This window comes from Bergeyella zoohelcum ATCC 43767 (genome assembly GCF_000301075.1).
Lineage (GTDB): Bacteria > Bacteroidota > Bacteroidia > Flavobacteriales > Weeksellaceae > Bergeyella > Bergeyella zoohelcum.
This window is the reverse complement of the sequence record NZ_JH932293.1, coordinates 793659-811001: the sequence shown is the minus strand read 5'-3', so window position 1 is coordinate 811001 and position 17343 is coordinate 793659. Positions and strand designations below refer to the sequence as shown.

At 36.6% G+C, this 17343-nt stretch carries 15 protein-coding genes; 4 read left to right on the top strand and 11 right to left on the bottom strand.

Annotated features, from left to right (window positions below; genetic code table 11):
* The first annotated feature begins 163 nt into the window (after window positions 1-163).
* Window positions 164-1714: a T9SS response regulator signal transducer PorX gene (gene porX, locus HMPREF9699_RS03760; RefSeq protein WP_002662540.1), complete on the top strand. Its 1551-nt coding sequence runs from the start codon at window positions 164-166 to the stop codon at window positions 1712-1714.
* A gap of 59 nt (window positions 1715-1773) precedes the next feature.
* Here the strand turns inward: porX and HMPREF9699_RS03755 are convergent, their stop codons facing one another.
* The 5 genes from HMPREF9699_RS03755 to HMPREF9699_RS03735 form a co-directional block, all read right to left on the bottom strand.
* The gene (locus HMPREF9699_RS03755; protein ID WP_002662538.1) at window positions 1774-2547 is read right to left on the bottom strand and encodes a T9SS type A sorting domain-containing protein; all 774 of its coding nucleotides are present in this window, start codon (window positions 2545-2547) and stop codon (window positions 1774-1776) included.
* Between the two features lie 114 nt (window positions 2548-2661).
* Window positions 2662-4113 (bottom strand): sensor histidine kinase, encoded by a 1452-nt coding sequence (locus tag HMPREF9699_RS03750; RefSeq protein ID WP_002662536.1) that lies wholly within the window; start codon window positions 4111-4113, stop codon window positions 2662-2664.
* Window positions 4106-4690 (bottom strand): riboflavin synthase, encoded by a 585-nt coding sequence (locus tag HMPREF9699_RS03745; protein ID WP_002662535.1) that lies wholly within the window; start codon window positions 4688-4690, stop codon window positions 4106-4108. Before HMPREF9699_RS03745 ends, HMPREF9699_RS03750 begins: the two co-directional genes overlap by 8 nt.
* Before the next feature lie 643 nt (window positions 4691-5333).
* Entirely contained in the window at window positions 5334-6023 is a 690-nt protein-coding gene (locus HMPREF9699_RS03740) for an OmpA family protein (RefSeq protein WP_002662533.1), read from the bottom strand.
* 22 nt (window positions 6024-6045) lie between these two features.
* Window positions 6046-6522, bottom strand: a complete 477-nt coding sequence (locus HMPREF9699_RS03735; protein WP_002662532.1) for a hypothetical protein — start codon at window positions 6520-6522, stop codon at window positions 6046-6048.
* A gap of 198 nt (window positions 6523-6720) precedes the next feature.
* Between HMPREF9699_RS03735 and lipA the strand changes: the two genes are divergently transcribed.
* Both lipA and trmB read left to right on the top strand, forming a co-directional pair.
* Entirely contained in the window at window positions 6721-7587 is an 867-nt protein-coding gene (gene lipA / locus HMPREF9699_RS03730; protein WP_002662530.1) for a lipoyl synthase, read from the top strand.
* A gap of 50 nt (window positions 7588-7637) precedes the next feature.
* Entirely contained in the window at window positions 7638-8315 is a 678-nt protein-coding gene (gene trmB / locus HMPREF9699_RS03725) for a tRNA (guanosine(46)-N7)-methyltransferase TrmB (protein ID WP_002662529.1), read from the top strand.
* A 164-nt stretch (window positions 8316-8479) separates the two neighbouring features.
* Here the strand turns inward: trmB and HMPREF9699_RS03720 are convergent, their stop codons facing one another.
* The 4 genes from HMPREF9699_RS03720 to HMPREF9699_RS03705 all read right to left on the bottom strand — a co-directional run bounded on the left by HMPREF9699_RS03720 (window position 8480) and on the right by HMPREF9699_RS03705 (window position 14385).
* The gene (locus HMPREF9699_RS03720) at window positions 8480-9436 is read right to left on the bottom strand and encodes an acetyl-CoA carboxylase carboxyltransferase subunit alpha (RefSeq protein WP_002689059.1); all 957 of its coding nucleotides are present in this window, start codon (window positions 9434-9436) and stop codon (window positions 8480-8482) included.
* Between the two features lie 51 nt (window positions 9437-9487).
* Complete coding sequence (gene gltX, locus HMPREF9699_RS03715) at window positions 9488-10996, bottom strand: glutamate--tRNA ligase (RefSeq protein WP_002662525.1); 1509 nt, start codon at window positions 10994-10996, stop codon at window positions 9488-9490.
* A 535-nt stretch (window positions 10997-11531) separates the two neighbouring features.
* Entirely contained in the window at window positions 11532-13667 is a 2136-nt protein-coding gene (locus HMPREF9699_RS03710) for a S9 family peptidase (RefSeq protein WP_002662522.1), read from the bottom strand.
* A gap of 10 nt (window positions 13668-13677) precedes the next feature.
* Entirely contained in the window at window positions 13678-14385 is a 708-nt protein-coding gene (locus HMPREF9699_RS03705; RefSeq protein WP_002662520.1) for a phosphatase PAP2 family protein, read from the bottom strand.
* A 113-nt stretch (window positions 14386-14498) separates the two neighbouring features.
* Between HMPREF9699_RS03705 and HMPREF9699_RS03700 the strand changes: the two genes are divergently transcribed.
* Entirely contained in the window at window positions 14499-15617 is a 1119-nt protein-coding gene (locus HMPREF9699_RS03700; protein WP_002662519.1) for an EpsG family protein, read from the top strand.
* Between the two features lie 140 nt (window positions 15618-15757).
* Here the strand turns inward: HMPREF9699_RS03700 and upp are convergent, their stop codons facing one another.
* Together upp and HMPREF9699_RS03690 are read right to left on the bottom strand one after the other, a co-directional pair.
* Complete coding sequence (gene upp, locus HMPREF9699_RS03695; protein WP_002662518.1) at window positions 15758-16408, bottom strand: uracil phosphoribosyltransferase; 651 nt, start codon at window positions 16406-16408, stop codon at window positions 15758-15760.
* 54 nt (window positions 16409-16462) lie between these two features.
* Complete coding sequence (locus HMPREF9699_RS03690; RefSeq protein ID WP_002662517.1) at window positions 16463-17332, bottom strand: glycosyltransferase family 2 protein; 870 nt, start codon at window positions 17330-17332, stop codon at window positions 16463-16465.
* Between the last annotated feature and the right edge of the window lie 11 nt (window positions 17333-17343).

Here is a 17343-nt window from a genome sequence, read left to right as displayed (position 1 = left end):
GATGCAGTTGCATTTTAATTCCCGCAAGTTGTTTCGAGCAAAATGCAAGTATGCTTAAAATAGAGTCTTTACTTTTAACGCTTTTTTAACTTGAATGCCCTAAGATAATCACAAAAATGGTCTTACATTTGATGAAAATTAGTCTCAAATAAATAAAAAGTATATGGCAGGGAAAATAATCTGGATAGATGATGAAATTGATTTACTAAAACCTCATATCGTATTCTTAGAACAGAAAGGGTACATAATAACCCCCATTAATAATGTAAACGAAGCATTAGAAATTATAGAAAAAGAAGCTTATGCTTTGGTGCTGCTAGATGAAAATATGCCAGGGATATCTGGTTTAGAGGCCATACCGATGATTAAAAAAATAGATTCTACCATAAAAATAGTCATGGTAACCAAAAGTGAAGAGGAACACATTATGGAGGAAGCCATCGGTTCTCAAATTGCTGATTATATCCTAAAACCCGTCAATCCGAACCAGATTTTACTTTCGCTAAAGAAAAATCTACACGAAGAAAATTTAGTGGAACAAAAAACCATCCAGAGCTACCAGCAGGAGTTTAGAAATCTTTCTTTAGAGCTAGGGTACATCAGAACCTATGATGACTGGGCAGAATATTATAAAAAACTACTCACTTGGGAACTTAAATTTGATAAGGTTTTTGATAGTGAATTCGCTGAATTATTACACTCTCAAAAAGAAGATGCCAATATTCAGTTTGCCAAATTCATTGAAAGAAACTATGAAAACTGGCTCCACTCCAATGATAAACCCCTAATGTCTCATACCCTTTTTAAGGAAAAAATAAAACCATTGGTACTCCATGATAAGGTACTCATCTTGATGATAGATAATCTTCGGTATGACCAGTGGAAAGTAATAGAAGGGCTTTTCACAAGGTTTTACACCAAGACCTCTGAAGACCATTACTATAGCATTTTACCCACCGCTACCCAATACGCTAGGAATAGCTTCTTTGCAGGGCTACTTCCCAGTGAAATAGAAAAAAAATATCCTGATAAATGGTACAATGACAATGAAGAAGGAAATAAAAATGAACATGAAAAATTCTTTTTACAAGAACAAATCAAGCGATTGGGGCTTTCTCCAAAGGTTTCTAAATACATCAAAATATTAAATTCTGATTTTGAAAGAAAAATATTTGAAGATTTTAATCAATATAAAAATGCCGATGTACTTACCATTGTGTATAATTTCATTGATATTCTTTCTCACGCCAAAACAGATAATCATGTGGTAGACCAATTGATTCGGGATGATAAAACCTTTCGTTCCTTAACGCTCAACTGGTTTGAAAATTCTCATTTATTAAAAATCATAAAATTAGCAGCAGAAAATGGATTTAAGCTGGTGGTTACCACAGACCACGGCACTATGTATGTAAAAAAACCCAGCCGCGTGATAGGCGACCGAGAAACTTCTACCAATATACGATACAAAACAGGAAAAAGTCTTACCTACCAAGAAGATGATGTCTGGGCAGTTACACATCCTGAAAAATTGTTTTTACCTAAATCCAACCTTACTTCAAGCTATATTTTTGCCAAAAACAACTACTTTTTTGCTTATCCTAAAAATTATAATCATTTCGTATCTTACTATAAAAACACCTATCAGCACGGGGGTATTTCCTTGGAAGAGTGCATCATCCCTATCAGTATTTTAGAACCGAAAATGTTTTAGAAAAAAACAAAAAAAGCAGCTTTTTAAGGGCTGCTTTTTTACTTATAGGATTCTATCATTTACTTTTTTAAGATTTTCTGAGATACTTTCTCACCGCTTACGATTCCCGTTACGATGTACATTCCAGAAGCGAGGTCAGAAACAGAAAGTTTTTCTTCCACAGAAACTTTAGCTTCTTTTACCACTTGTCCATTCATGTTATAGATTTTCACTTCAGAAGCCTTTGCAAATTCTATCACATCACTTACCTGTGTGTATTTCACTAAACTTAATTTAGATTTTGAAAAATCTACAGTAGAAAGCGTACCTTGTACTAAAGAGAAATCATCAAATGAAGCATTACCATTTTTATATGCACGAACCGCCAAAACAAACCTATCCACATTTGCTAAAGAGGTAAAAGTTACGGAATGTTGCGTCCAATCTGTAGCAGGCGTCAAATAACCATTATTATTTCTTAAAGGGTCATTTGCTGCAGATGAATCTAGATAAGCAGGTGTTGTAGCTCCTGTTGGATAAAAATAAGACCAAAGTCTTGCATCTTTATTTCCTGTTGCTTTATACCAAAAGGATAGTGTGTATTGGGTACTTGGTGTTATATCCACCACCTGATAAAAACCAGTAGTTGCCGATGGATTAGCATACCCTGCACCAAAATTACTGCTTCTTGCATGACTTGCATCAATAGTCGGCTCAGTGTATGAATTTACCCAACCTTTTTGCCAAGGTGCCAATGTTCCTGTTTCAAAGTCGCCATTAGTTACGAGATTCGTTTGTGCAGACACGATGGAAGACATTACCAAAGCTGCTGCAAAGAATAAATTTTTCTTCATAGTCAAATTATTTAATATTATTTTGATTACAAAATTAGGTATTTTCACACAATATGAACTCTTTTTCGTATTATTTTTTTGTTAACAAAGACGCTCAACTGTAGGGTAAAATGCCTAAATATTAGTAGGGAGACTGATAAAGAATTTGGTTCCTACACCTACTTGAGATTGTAAGGAAATTTCTCCTCCGTAGCCTTCTACCATCTTTTTTACCATGGTAAGCCCCAGCCCCATACCATTGGTTTTTGTAGAAAAACTAGGCTGGAAAATTTGCTCGTGCATTTCCTTAGGAATCCCGATGCCAAAATCTTCCACCGTAATTCTTACTCTTTTATTAATTTGCTCTATATCTACATTGATAATTGGGCGTTCAGCATCTTCAGAAGCTTTTCTGGCATTGGTGATAAGATTGGTCAGGATTCTATGCAGGTACACTTTATCCATTTTAATCTCTATTTTAGGTTTATTATGATGAAAATGGATAGGGGCATCATTGTATAGGTTAAGAATATTATTCACTTCTTGTACCAAATCAAATACTTCTTCTTTTCTCTCGGGAAGCTGAGCAAACTGAGAAAAAGCAGATGCCACAGCAGAGACGGTATCAATATGCCCGATGACCGAATTCGCCATATTATTTACTCGTTCCCTAATATCAGGTAAAGAAGGGTCAAATCTTTGGGCAAAATTCTGAATTCTGAGTCGCATAGGTGTGAGCGGTGTTTTCACTTCATGTGCCACCTGTTTTGCCATTTCTCTCCATGCTTTTTCTTTCTCATTAAATGCCAACCTTTCTCTTTGCTCTTGGATTTGGAGTATCATTTTATTATATGCCTTGGTGAGTTCTCCCAGTTCATCATCATTATAATATCTTAATGGGGTAAAATCATCCTGAAAAAGCGTTACTTTTTGTATTTTATCGGTATATCGGGTAATGGAACGAGTAAGTTTTTTCGCCATATAGCCACTGGCAAAGTAGAATATAATCCCTAAAAAAACGATGACCAAAATTCCTTGAAGCAAATATTTTTTTATGTACTGACTGTACACATCAGAATTATGAAAATAAGGCAGATAAACAATACCTATAGGCTCTAAAAAATTATTAGTAATAATAGAGTATGTAGATGTCTTTTCGGTTTCATGTACCTCATCATACTCTTGGATATCTAATCTATTTTTTTTTGTAATAATTTGTTCTAAGTATCGGGGTGGAATTTTGATTTGTTCTACCTGTGCATTCGGTTTATTTGAAATAATAAACTGACCTTTTAAGTCATAAATCACAATATCCTGCTTATTCACATCGGCAATTTCTAATATTTTAGATTTTAGCACCGTATGAATATCCTCCGTGGTAATAGTTTCATGGCTCACTGCGTAATCTAATGCTCCTAGAATGGCGTCATTTTTTCGCTGGAGTTCGGATTGATTAATCTCTTCCAATGAATTATTCAAAATGGCATATGCCAATGCAAAGGTAAATGTGATATTGATTGCCGCAATGACAAGCATTATCTTATAGAAATCTTTCCTAAGGGTAATTTTTTTAAATTTTTCAGCCATGTACAGACATTAGTTTTGCTACATATTTTCCTATAATATCGAACTCAAGATTCACTTGGTCTCCTACAGCAAGCTGATGCATATTGGTCATTTCATAGGTGTAAGGGATGATGGCCACTGAAAATTCTTTCTCACCGCTGTAGGCTACGGTAAGGCTAATGCCATTCACTGTAATAGACCCTTGTGGAACAGTAACAAAACTTGCATCATAACCAATGCTAAAAACAAAACTTCCTTCCTTGTCTTCAATGGACTTTACTATTCCTATGGTATCCACATGTCCCTGCACTATATGTCCGTCTAATCTTCCATTCATCTGCGTACATCTTTCCAGATTCACTTTGGTACCCACTTCCCAAGTTCCAAGATTCGTTTTTTTCAAGGTTTCATTAATGGCAGTAACCGTATATTCTTCTCCATCTATTGCCACCACAGTAAGGCAAGTCCCATTATGTGCCAAACTTTGGTCTATTTTCAGCTCCTGCGTAAAAGGGCATTTCAATGTAAAATCTATATTACTTCCCTTTTTTTCAATACGAACAACTTCCCCAATACTTTCTATAATTCCTGTAAACATAATAATATATAATGATTATTGGATGATAAATCTCACTGGCTGATTAAAATATTTTTAATCATCAAAGCCCTAAGTTCAATCTTTTTTTTCAGGCTCAAAGATAGGGAATTCTCATTTTAGAATTACATAGTGATGCACTAAACGCATGAAATTATATTTTAGAGATGAAAGTTAAGATATTGGAAATTAGAAATTGTACAATGTACAAAGTATAAAGTACAAAGATTTTGGAGATTAGAAAACAAATCGTTAAAAACCATTCACCATCCGCTAAAAGCCAGTCGCCCAAATTCTACTGCATGTACTGACCCCATTGGAGTCAAATATCTTTAGCAATAAAAATCGTTTTATAATACGACCTCGTCGGGGGCGTATGTTATATGGAATCATATTCCATGCTATAAATATATGACCTCTACGAGGTCAGACAAAAAACCTACTGCCTATTGCTTCCCGCATCCTCCTTTTAGAAATTAAAATTTATATAATGCAAAATAATAATGTACAATGATTTTAGAAATTGGAGATTAGGAAAAAACTATTTGCCAATTTCCAAAAGCTAGAAGTTCTTCACTAAAAGCAAAAAAAACATCGCTTTTCTTTTCAGAGAAACGATGTTTATTATTTTAAATTTCAATAAAGCTTAATTTCCAGTATTTGCTTCATTAATCATTTTTTCATTTGCCGTAATAGCAAACTCTACTCTACGGTTTTGTGCTCTACCTGCATCGGTATCATTAGAAGCTACTGGAGAAGATTCTCCCATACCTTGGGTGTACATTCTTCCGGAAGAAATCCCCTTAGCTACGAGGTAAGATTTTACAGCAGCGGCTCTTCTTTCAGATAATTTTTGGTTATAGCTATCAGAACCTTTACTATCTGTATGCCCATAGATATTGATATTGGTATCTGGATTATCTTTTAAAATTTTCGCCATTTTATCTAGATTCTGTTTAGAAGCCACGGAAAGGTTAGCAGAATCAAACGCGAAATTAATTAAGCTTTCAGAAAAAGTAACTCTAATTCCTTCATTTACTCTTTCTACCTCTGCCCCAGGAAGTGTTTCTTTAATATCTTTCGCTTGCTTATCCATTTTTCTACCGATGACATTTCCTGCTGCACCTCCTACTACACCACCAAGTACAGCACCCAGCGGTGCATTTTTCCCTTTTCCGAGATTGTTACCGAGTATTCCTCCGATAATTGCTCCTGAGGCTGCTCCTATGGCAGTACCCCTCTGTTGATTGTTAGAATTTTGTACAGCTTCACAGCTGGTAAAAATCATGGCAGAGCTAAGCCCAATGCCCAATAAATATGATTTATTCAGTTTCATAAGATGATTTTATATTTAAAAATTATTTAGAGATTTTTTGGAAATTATAGACCACATCTACCATTTCTCCCCCCAAAGGTACAGATTGCCTCAGACTAAAATAATCATTGGTTCTAGATACCAAGTACAGTGAATATCCTGCTGTATTATGCTTTGCCTTAGTACCTTGTGCTATTTTTTTGAAAACAAAATGATTCCCATCTTTTACTTCAAATTTTATAGGCTGCGTAAGTGTAGGACAAGCACCCGCTCCATTCAAGGTATAAGAACCCGACCAATTATTCGGAATCAGTTTCCATGTACTTCCTATCCAGCAATTGATATCTGCACCTTCATCAAAAGGTTTAATACTAAATTTTGATGAGTCATAGTTCACACTGGTCAATGACCATTCGCCTTTCATTGCAAGAAAATCTTTCCTATTATCCTGTGCTATTTTCCCACTTGCACACGAAGCAAGAATAATGGAAGCCGCACCTAATACAAATAGCTTATTCATAATATTGAAGTTTCTTATGTGTATAAAAATACTATGCCAAACTGTGATTAAAATAATAAAAAATAAATTTTGTGATGCAGTCTATAAACATCATATCATAAAAAACGGAAAGTGATATGGAAACGGTTTTAAGACCAACCTCAATGCTTGTATTTTACTTCGTGAATTTTCTTTACATTTGTACCCGATATTCATACTATGGAAAATCTTAGTCAAAATACTACGGTACAAAAGCCAAAATGGATCAGAGTAAAACTCCCTACTGGGAAAAATTATCGCGAACTGAGAACTTTGGTGGACAAATATAAACTGAACACCATTTGCCAAAGTGGAAGCTGTCCTAATATGGGAGAATGCTGGGGAGAAGGAACTGCTACTTTCATGATTCTAGGGAATATATGTACCAGAAGCTGTGGCTTCTGTGGCGTAAAAACAGGAAAACCTATGGATGTGAACTGGGACGAACCCGAAAAGGTAGCTCGCTCCATAAAACTTATGAAAATAAAACATGCCGTACTTACCTCTGTAGATAGAGATGACCTGAAAGATATGGGCTCTATCCTTTGGGCAGAAACAGTGAATGCGGTAAGAAGAATATCACCTGGCACCACCATGGAAACACTCATTCCTGATTTTCAAGGTATCACCAAACATATTGACCGATTGGTTGCTGTGGCACCAGAAGTGATTTCTCACAATATGGAAACCGTGAAAAGACTGACCCGAGAGGTAAGAATACAAGCCCGATACGAAAGAAGCCTAGAGGTACTCCGATACCTTAAAGAAGCAGGACAAAGACGCACCAAAACAGGCATCATGCTAGGACTAGGAGAAACGAAAGAGGAGGTCTTCGAAGCAATAGAGGATGTACGAAATGCCAATGTAGATATCATTACATTAGGACAATACCTCCAGCCGACTAAAAAACATTTGGCAGTAAAGCGTTTCATTACCCCAGAAGAGTTTGAAGAATATCGCGTTTTTGCTGAAAGTCTTGGATTTCGCCATGTGGAGAGCTCGCCACTAGTAAGAAGCTCTTATCACGCAGAAAAACATATTCACTAGTCTAAAAATTACAAGGTTAAAAAAAAAATCGAAAGGTTGAAAATAAGATAATGGGAAAAAATAAAAAAAGAAGATTTGAAGAAAACAAAACACTACAGAATGTAATTCAGCCTACCAGAGATGAAGCACTGGCGGGGTACCCACTGAAAGGGAAATGGCGTACCGAAGTATTTAAGAATGAAAATCCCATTGTCTTAGAGCTCGGCTGCGGAAAAGGAGAATATTCTGTAGGGCTTGCTGAGGCTTTTCCAGAAAAAAACTTCATCGGTGTAGATATCAAAGGGGCTCGGTTTTGGTTCGGAGCCAAAGAAGCCATCGCTAAAGGCATGGACAATGTTTGCTTTCTTAGAACACAGATAGAACTCATAGACCTCTTCTTTGATGAAAATGAAGTGGATGAAATATGGATTACTTTCCCTGACCCGCAAATCAAGTACCGAAGAACCAAACATAGACTGACCAACCCTATTTTCCTCAATAAGTACAAAAAGATTCTAAAAAAAGAGGGCATCGTTCATCTGAAGACCGATTCTGAATATCTTCATGGCTACACCTTGGGATTATTAGAAGGATTGGGACATGAGATAGTTACTGCACATCATGATATCTATGGGGCTCCAGAATACGACCCTAATGTACCTTTATTAAGAGAAATTCAGACTTATTACGAGCAGCTATTTGCTGCAAAAGGGAAAACCATTACCTATATTCAGTTTAAAATCTCATAAGCTCAGCCCTTTGATGATATTTATCCAATAAACAAGAGAATTTAAACCACCTAATTTCCAAACCTTAAAGAGACAATATTTGAGATATAAATAATGTACTAACAAAAAGTCGCTTATATAGTATAAGCGACTTTTTCTATTTTAATTTATTGCACAAAGGGACACTATCCCTTGAATTTCCCCATAGCTATGAATTTATTTTGTCTTTGTTCTACCAATTGTTCTGGCGTAAACTTAGCAAAGCTTTTAATATTGTTCAGGATAGAGTTTTTGAGATTTATGCTAGAAGCAGCAGGGTCATAATGTGCTCCTCCCAGAGGCTCCTCAATAATGGCATCAATGAACCCATGCTCTAAAGCATCTTTCGGAGTAAGTTTAAGTGCATTAGCTGCATCTTCTTTATGATCCCAGTTTCTCCAAAGAATAGAAGAACAAGATTCAGGAGCGATAACCGTGTACCAAGTATTCTCTAACATATACACTTTATTGCCTACTCCTATGCCTAAGGCTCCACCACTAGCACCTTCTCCAATGACATAAGTGAAAATAGGCGTTTTCAGCCTAGACATCTCAAAAATATTCCTTGCAATAGCCTCTCCTTGTCCTCTCTCCTCTGCTTCTAATCCTGGATAAGCCCCAGGAGTATCCACCAAGGTAACCACAGGAATTCGGAATTTCTCTGCCAGCTGCATGAGTCTCAACGCCTTTCTATATCCCTCAGGGTTAGGCATCCCGAATCTTCTGTGTTGTCTTTCTTTGGTAGTACGCCCTTTCTGGGTACCTATAATCATTACTTTATGTCCATCTATAGTAGCTAAGCCACCTACCATAGCAGGGTCGTCCCCGAAATTTCTATCCCCATGAAGTTCTAAAAAAGAACCTTTATCTACCATGCCATGAATATGATCTAAAGTATAAGGTCTATTGGGATGTCTAGAGAGCTGTACTCTTTGCCATGGTGTAAGATTACCATAAATTTCCTTTTTCTTTTCTATGATTTTATCTTCAATTTGTGAGCAAGCCAACTTTACATCTACCCCAGCATCTTCCCCTACGAGTGAACAGGTTTGGTACTGATCCATCAGCTCTTTTATCGGTTGTTCAAAACTTAAATATTCCATCTGTAAGTTTAATTTTTTCAAATGTACGCAAATTTTAGTAACTATGGATAATTATGATAACTTAGCCAAAGCATTTTCTATCCTATGCACTGTTTCTGCTTTACCCAGAACAGAAATAATATCAGGTACATCTGGTCCTTTCAGTTCTCCTACGAGGGCTAATCTCAGTGGCATCATCACTTTCCCCATACCCACTTCATTTTTCTCTGCGATATGATGAATCAATTGCTTGTAATCTGCGTTTTCTCCTGCATTGCTTACCTCTTCTTTCAGCTGTGTTAATAACGATGGTGTAGCTTCATTCCACGCTTTTTTCACGGCTTTTTCATCGTACACATTGGGAGCTTCAAAGAAATACTTTCCTTGTTCCATGATTTCTTGTGGGAAATTAACTCGCTCTTTCAGCATACTGATAACCTTGAGTAGTTTTTCTGTGTCTATTGATGCTAAAGAAATATTCTTCTGATTTCTTATAAGCTCCAAAACCTCTTGGTCTGTACATTTCTGAAGGTATTCATGATTAAACCATTCGGCTTTTTCTTTAGAAAATCTAGCTCCTGCTTTATGGACTTTATGCAGGTCAAACTGGGCGATCATTTCATCCATAGAAAGGATTTCTTGATCATCGGCAGGGCTCCATCCTAGTAATGCTAAGAAATTAATAAAAGCTGCAGGGATATAGCCTTGCTCACGATAGCCCATGAATGTTTCTCCCGTAGCCTCATCATGGAAATCCAATGGAAAAACTGGAAATCCCAACTTGGCTCCATCTCTCTTGCTGAGTTTACCTTTACCTTCGGGTTTTAAAATCAATGACAAATGAGCAAATTGTGGTGCCTCCCAGCCCATGGCTTCATATAACAAAGTATGTAATCCCAAAGAGGGTAACCATTCTTCACCACGGATGACATGCGTGATTTCCATCTCATGGTCATCAATGATATTAGCAAAATGATAGGTAGGCATTCCGTCATTTTTTACCAAAACCTTATCATCTAAAGCATTGGTATTTACGGTAAAACTTCCTCGGATGATATCATTCAGCTGTAATACTCTATCAAAAGGCATTTTAAAACGAATAACAAAAGGCGTTTTATCTGCTAATAACCGTTCTACCTCTTCTTTCGGCAAAGCTACGGAATTTCTCAGCCGAGTTCTGGTTTGATAATTATAGGAGAATACCTCCCCTTTTTCTTCAAACTCTTTACGGATAGCGTCTAGCTCTTCAGGGGTGTCAAAAGCAATGTAGGCATAATCCGTTTTTAGAATTTCATCAATGTATTGGTCATAGATGTGCCTTCTTTCGCTCTGTCTATAAGGTCCATAGTTTCCACCATGTTTAGGGCTTTCATCCGGAATGATGCCGCACCACTCTAGTGCTTCCTGAATATAATCCTCAGCACCTGGGACAAATCTTGCGGTATCTGTATCTTCTATTCTTAGGACGAAATCACCGCCTTGGCTTTTAGCAAAAAGATAATCATATAAGGCAGTTCTCACACCTCCTAAGTGGAGTGGCCCTGTAGGGCTAGGTGCGAATCTTACACGGATTTTTTTCATTGAAAATAGTATTAAAGCACAAAAATACGGAAATTGAATGAAAATAAAACTATTGACAATGGGCTTTTAAAGCCAAAAAAATGCTATAGACAGAAAGCTCCCCCTCTACCAAAGAGGGCAGTTGCAAACTAAAAGTATTTATAGTTTTTGTACAAATCCCTTGAGTTTTAATACGACTTGGAAGCACTTTATCAAAAGTGTCTATACCTTGTCATCGTACTCCATAGGGTAAATTACGAACTAAAAAAACCATATAGGCATATCGAATGAATTCTACATACCTATATGGTTGTTGCCATTATCATCGCCATCAAAACATTATCTCAAGACAATAAACGATGCCCATGCACTATGCTTTCATAAATGACTCCTTTGTTTTCTGAGGGAGATTTTATGTTTTCATCATTCATCGTTTGAGTTTGTTCCAAAGGATTTATGCGTTACATAATGGTCTCCTTTTTTATATTTTGTCAGCATTATGCATTCATCATTCATCGCCCAAACATCTCGGGAGACTTTTATGATGGCATCATCATTATTTTTCTTTCAGATGCTGTTCAAAATAATCTGTTACTTTTTGCATAAGATGCACCCTATCTCTGCCTACTACATTATGTGCATGCCCTGGATACACGAAATAATCCACCTGCACTCCTTTATCCACAGCAGATTTTAAGAAATCTATAGAGTGTTGCCATACCACTACATCATCCTGAGCACCATGAATCATAAGGAGTTTGCCCTTTAAATTTTCCACTTTATCCAGGAGATTGGCTTTCGCATAGCCTTCAGGGTTTTCTTGAGGCGTATCCATATATCTTTCGGTGTACATCACTTCGTACATTCTCCAGTCTATTACTGGACCACCAGCCACTCCAACTTTAAATACATCGGGATACTTCAGCATGAAACTGGTGGTCATAAATCCACCAAAACTCCAGCCATGAATTCCCATTCTCTTAGCATCCACGAAGGGTAAAGATTTAAGATACTCCACCCCTTTGAGCTGATCTTTCATTTCCACCTCTCCGAGCTGTCTGAAAACTGCCTGTTCAAAAGCCAATCCTCTATTGCTAGAACCTCTTCCGTCCATGGTGAATACTACAAAACCACGCTGTGCCATATACTCATACCAAAGGTTCCCACTTTCTGGGAAAGCATCTGTTACCAACTGTAAGTGTGGACCATTATAAAGATATACAATGACTGGATATTTTTTATTGGCATCAAAGTTCGTAGGTTTAATGAGTTTTCCGTACAAAGGTGTACCGTCATCCGCTTTCAGTGTTACCAGCTGTATTTGGGGTCTATCAAAATTTCTCAAAGGGTCTTCGGCGGTGAGTAGATTTTGTACCTTTCCTGTGGAGAGATGAATGATATCCACCTTTCTAGGTGTATTTTTAGCTGAATATACATCATAGAGATACGCTCCTGATTTGCTCAAAGCAGCATTATGCACTCCCAAATGAGTATTGATTCTAGTGATTTTTTTGTTTTTCCAATTGACTTTATATAAGTTTTTCTGTAGTGGAGAATCTTTAGTTCCTGAAATAATAATTTCATTATTCTTCTCATAAAATCCTAACACACTATTTACCAGCCAGTCTCCTTTGGTAATTTGCCCTATCAACCCTTTATCCACATGATAATGAAAAAGATGATTGTAGCCCGTTCTTTGGCTTTGCCAAATGAAATCTTTAGCAGAATGAGGGAAGAAAATGGCAGCATGCTGAGGTTCTACATATTTATCTGATTTTTCCTCGAAAAGTGTTTTGATAAAAGCTCCAGTTTCAGCATTGTATTGATTAAACTTTAGATGATTTTGTCCTCTATTGAGTACGCCTACGAAGATGGTCTTCTCATCAGGACTCCAAGTAACCGCAGTGAGGTATTGGTCTTTTTCCCCATCGATATTGAGGTAGATGGTCTTATTTTGAGCGATGGAATAAATCCCAAGTTTCACTTGGTGGGAAGTTCTCCCTGCCATTGGGTATTTAATATTTTTATTTTGAGCGGGTGTAGTATGCCATTCCACGATAGGGTAATCTTCTACCATAGATTCATCCATCTTATAGAAGGCAATTTTATTTTCATTCGGTGAAACGAAAATTCCCTTATCAATCCCAAACTCTTGACGGTGTACCGATTGTCCACTGATGATATTCGGGTTTTGCTCTTGAGTAATAGGAGTTAGCTGACCGCCATTTCTGATATACAAATTATTCGTTCGGGTAAATACTTGCATATCTTTTTTCTTACTGAAATAGACATTCTCCGCCTCATTATCCACACCCATCATCTCCGAAATACTCCATGTATTATTCTTTTTTTCCAACCAGAAATAACGATATTGTTTTTGAAAATAGCCTTTATTTTCGTCTATAAAAGTAATTCTTGGCATTGCCGCAAATGTATGCCCTCCGATGGCATTAAGCTGTGAAAGGGATACCAGCGTATCTTTTTTCCCTGTTTTAATATCGGTTTTCAGATAGGCATTTTTCACTCCTTGGAAATAGGCATCTTGATTTTCCAACCAAGAAAACTGCTGAATGTTCTGTATTGCTAGCGAAGAACGAAGCCCGTTTACCGCTTCCGCCATGGTGAATTTTTGTTTCTGAGCATCCATGCTGTGCATGAAAAGAACAGCCGCTCCTAAAAGTATTTTTTTCATATATCCAATCTTAATTTTCAAATTGTTCATTATTCTGATAAAGTACAGTCATTGGGTCTTTATCTGTTTTTCGTGAATTCCATTTGTACTGATGTGTCCAGTACGCTATTTCAGAAGATAGTATCCCTATTCCTGCTCCAAATAGCACATCAGAAAGTCTATGTCTTTGATGATAGATGCGCATTCCTCCTACCATTGATGCCATTCCATACGCTACATAGGGTATCCAAGGATAATGTTCTCCATATTCCATACTTAGGAAGGTAGCTCCAGCAAAAGCATTCGCTGTATGCCCTGAAGGAAAGCTGTACTGCGTACCATCAGGTCTTTCATTTGCGAATAGATATTTCATTCCTAAGGTCAGTGAAAAATTGAGCAAACTGCCTTTTGCTATAATGACTGTTCTATTTTTCCAATCAGTTTTGGGTTGCATACCTATCCATTCCAAACCATATGTAGCAACATACGGAACGAACTGTAAAAAATCTTCTGCAGAGCCATGCAGTGCCAATACTTCCTTTCCGCCTGCTAAACTACCTTTTTTCACCACAGGATTTCTTGCCCACTCTATCGCCACCGAAGATGCCATAGCACCCGCTGGAATCCATAATTGTTTTTTTTCAAAAGTATTCCGTTGTTGTTTTACACTTAAAGTATCCTTGCTCTGCCCAAACACTATAGCATAAAAAAACATAAATAAAAATCCGAAAAATCTCATGTTAAGATTTTTTTACAAAAGTAATATTCATTCATGGAAAAATAAAATTTAAGTTTAAATCTAATGCTGTTTCATTATCTTTGCAAAAATTACAAGTTGCATAATAAAAAATTATGGGAATCAGTTTTTTACATCCATATTTTACCATTGCTGTTATCACACTCATCTTTATCAGTATTTCGGAACTAAGAAACGGAGCATACAAACCTAGCAAATTAACATGGTTAGTTATTGCTTTCCTTATCATCCTTACTGGATTTAGGAACTTGATGATTGATGATTTAGCATATCAAGCAATGTACAACCAGTTTGGTAGTACTATGTCCTTTAGCATTAAGGAAATGAAAGATAATATATGGGGGGTAGAATGGATGTATGTGCTTTATGGCAAAATAGTATATGCACTGAAGTTACCATTTACATTTTTTGTTATCCTTACAGCTATTTTTACCATTACATCAAAATACCTATTTATTACTAAAAACAGTGCCTACCCTGCTTTGAGTTTTTTGCTGTATATGTTTCCTACTTTTTTCATGGGAGACATGGGGCATATGAGACAGGCCATTGCCACTGCCATTGTTTTCATATCGTTTTGGACCATTAAAGAAAGGAAATTATGGCTTTTCCTGCTTTTGATGTTTATTGCATTTAATTTCCACAACTCTTCCATCACCTTCGTATTGGCATATTGGTTAGTGAAAGTACCACTCAAAAAATGGATGATTGCTTCTCTAGTAGGAATAAGCATTCTACTTTCTCCTTTTGAAGTATATAGTAGCATTTCTTTATTAGAAAATATTACCCCTAAAGAAGTGATGCAAGATTATCAAAACTATGAAACCATAGTACACGAAGATACAGGAAAAATAAGGCTACTAGATTTACAAACTTTTTTTTACCTCTATTTCATTCTTGCATTTAACAAAGAATCTGAACAAAGAGTACCCTATTATGAATATATGAGAAACCTTACAGTAGCTGGGATATGTTTGTATTTTATCTTTAGAAACAGCCCTGTTTTCTCTACTCGATTGGTTTCTTATTACTTACTCTTTTCTAGTGTCACTATTCCGAATATCATCGCAGCGGTTTCTTCCATTAATTTAAGGAGATATCTCTATCTTATCATGATTTGTTTCGTAGTGTTTTATTATTTTGTATTTGCCACCATGGGAGGAAAAAGGTCTTTCACATGGGAGACTTACTCCAACTGGTTAATAGGAGGGTAATACTACTTTCAATAAAAAGAAAGCCCATCAAAAAAAACCACTTCCATGAATAGAAATTCATGGAAGTGGTTTTTTATATAAGGTACGACGCTATTCCCTAACTATTTTAATACAAATTATCATATTACCTCAGGAAAGTACTAAAACTGCAATTTTTTCCCAAAGGACAAATCCCCTGCATCTCCTAATCCTGGTGAGATATAGCCCTTTTCGGTCAGTGCTTCATCCACAGCTCCTATCCAAATATGAGCTTCCGGAAAAGCCTCAGCAACTGCTTTTACTCCTTGTTCACTACCTATTGCTGCCACAATGTGCAATTCTGATGGCTTACCTATTTTGAGCAAATCCTTCAGAGCTTCTACTAAACTCGCTCCTGTTGCAAGCATAGGGTCTGCCACTATGAGCGGTCTATTTTCTATCTCAGGACAAGTGAGATAATCCTGCTGAATGGTAAAATAATCATTAGAATCATGCTTTCTGTATGCCGCCACAAAACCACAATCTGCCTGATCAAAATAGTTTAATATACCTTCAAACAAAGGAATTCCTGCTCTAAGTATAGTTACCAGTACAGGCTGTTTTTCTAGTTCTTTACCCTGATACATTGCCAATGGCGTCCTAATTTCTACAGGAATAGAAGGAAGTTTTTTAGAAATTTCATATGCTGCTATCTCACCTATTCGCTCTAGATTTCTTCTAAATTTCATTCGGTCGTTCTGTATCTCTACCGAACGAAGCTGATTTACAAAAGAATGCACCAAACTAAATTCATCAGATAATACCGTTATCATATTTTTTTATTTTAATTATTTATTCACTATCATTTACACACCATTGAAAGACAGCTATTTCCCCATCATCTTCCACCTCAGTTTCCTAATAAACCGTATTTCCTCATCAGAAAGTACCACAGGACGAGGCTGAGTGAGAAAATACCTCATCATAATCCACCATGAGATGATATTTTTATCTTTAAGACTCACTTTAAATGCAGAAAGTGCCGCCAAAGGAAAACTTAGCCCAATATTTCGGAAATATTTACCCAATTTTTGGTACTTTTCTTTTCGGTACAAATGAGCAGTAGGACGAAGATGCTTTACCCAAAGTTCAGGTAATGTACGCACCGTAAATCCATTCATCTGTGCTAGCATGACATCTATATTATCCCAGCCTAAAATAGGTCTTAATCCATTCATCGCCATAAAGCACTCTTTTCTATAGCTTTTGATGGGACCACGAACATGATTTTTAGATGAAATTGATTCAAATTGCCAATTATTATCGTCCTTAAAATCAAAAACTTTCTCCTTATGGAGAAGTACATCATCCTTGAGAATATACACGATGCCCGATGCCATGCCCACCCTTTCATCTGACTGGTAAAGGGCTACAATTTTCTCTAAATAGTCCTGAGGGAAAATAATATCCGCATCAAATTTACAAATAATCTCCTTGGGGGTAATGGCACTCAGCCCTTCGTTAAAAGTATTCACCACTTTAGCACCCGGCTGATGCTCTGATTTCGGTAATGCAATCCCATGAAAACGAGCATCTTTCTCACAATACGCATCAATAATAGTTTGAGTCTCATCTTGTGAACCATCATTCACCACCATGACCTCAAAATAAGGATAAGTCTGTAGAAAAAGCGACTCTAAACAATCGCTTAAAGTCGCTGCTTCATTATGTGCCGGAATGATAATGGTAAAAGTCATATATTTTCTTT

What these genes read in the sequence shown, in the direction of transcription:
- porX (WP_002662540.1), top strand. Translation starts at nt 164, where the DNA reads ATGGCAGGGAAAATAATCTGGATAGATGATGAAATTGATTTACTAAAA.
- HMPREF9699_RS03755 (WP_002662538.1), bottom strand. Translation starts at nt 2,547, where the DNA reads ATGAAGAAAAATTTATTCTTTGCAGCAGCTTTGGTAATGTCTTCCATC.
- HMPREF9699_RS03750 (WP_002662536.1), bottom strand. Translation starts at nt 4,113, where the DNA reads ATGGCTGAAAAATTTAAAAAAATTACCCTTAGGAAAGATTTCTATAAG.
- HMPREF9699_RS03745 (WP_002662535.1), bottom strand. Translation starts at nt 4,690, where the DNA reads ATGTTTACAGGAATTATAGAAAGTATTGGGGAAGTTGTTCGTATTGAA.
- HMPREF9699_RS03740 (WP_002662533.1), bottom strand. Translation starts at nt 6,023, where the DNA reads ATGAAACTGAATAAATCATATTTATTGGGCATTGGGCTTAGCTCTGCC.
- HMPREF9699_RS03735 (WP_002662532.1), bottom strand. Translation starts at nt 6,522, where the DNA reads ATGAATAAGCTATTTGTATTAGGTGCGGCTTCCATTATTCTTGCTTCG.
- lipA (WP_002662530.1), top strand. Translation starts at nt 6,721, where the DNA reads ATGGAAAATCTTAGTCAAAATACTACGGTACAAAAGCCAAAATGGATC.
- trmB (WP_002662529.1), top strand. Translation starts at nt 7,638, where the DNA reads ATGGGAAAAAATAAAAAAAGAAGATTTGAAGAAAACAAAACACTACAG.
- HMPREF9699_RS03720 (WP_002689059.1), bottom strand. Translation starts at nt 9,436, where the DNA reads ATGGAATATTTAAGTTTTGAACAACCGATAAAAGAGCTGATGGATCAG.
- gltX (WP_002662525.1), bottom strand. Translation starts at nt 10,996, where the DNA reads ATGAAAAAAATCCGTGTAAGATTCGCACCTAGCCCTACAGGGCCACTC.
- HMPREF9699_RS03710 (WP_002662522.1), bottom strand. Translation starts at nt 13,667, where the DNA reads ATGAAAAAAATACTTTTAGGAGCGGCTGTTCTTTTCATGCACAGCATG.
- HMPREF9699_RS03705 (WP_002662520.1), bottom strand. Translation starts at nt 14,385, where the DNA reads ATGAGATTTTTCGGATTTTTATTTATGTTTTTTTATGCTATAGTGTTT.
- HMPREF9699_RS03700 (WP_002662519.1), top strand. Translation starts at nt 14,499, where the DNA reads ATGGGAATCAGTTTTTTACATCCATATTTTACCATTGCTGTTATCACA.
- upp (WP_002662518.1), bottom strand. Translation starts at nt 16,408, where the DNA reads ATGATAACGGTATTATCTGATGAATTTAGTTTGGTGCATTCTTTTGTA.
- HMPREF9699_RS03690 (WP_002662517.1), bottom strand. Translation starts at nt 17,332, where the DNA reads ATGACTTTTACCATTATCATTCCGGCACATAATGAAGCAGCGACTTTA.